The organism is Collinsella sp. LCP19S3_H3 (genome assembly GCF_052119145.1).
Lineage (GTDB): Bacteria > Actinomycetota > Coriobacteriia > Coriobacteriales > Coriobacteriaceae > Collinsella.
The window spans coordinates 1-300 of record NZ_JBQKFW010000061.1 but is presented as its reverse complement, the minus strand read 5'-3'; the positions used below and the strand labels follow the sequence as shown (position 1 = coordinate 300).

General features: G+C 61.3%; 1 protein-coding gene. It reads left to right on the top strand.

The genetic code is table 11. The features are described 5' to 3' along the window. Positions 1-109 precede the first annotated feature (109 nt). Positions 110-300: helix-turn-helix domain-containing protein (locus ACTQZF_RS09295; protein ID WP_441555118.1), on the top strand; the 191-nt coding region annotated here is incomplete at its 3' end.

Genomic DNA, 300 nt, shown 5'->3' with positions numbered 1-300 from the left:
CAATCTGCAGTGCGGCCCGAACCCCGTGAGGGCCGGCGCCTTTAGACGCGTGCCGGAAATCCAAGGGCTATACCCTAAGAGCAAACCACCCCTTTTAGGGGTGGTTTTGATGCGTGTCGACTTGAGAGTGAAACACGACATCGAGGCCAGGAAGGCGGCGATCGGGCTCTTCGAGCGAGGGCACGGCTTCGAGTCGGCGGCGAAGGCGCTGTCGGTCCCGCGCAACACCGTGAGACAATGGCTCTACGTATACCGGTCGTTCGGAAGCGAGGTGCTGCTATCCATGGACGGCAAGCAGAC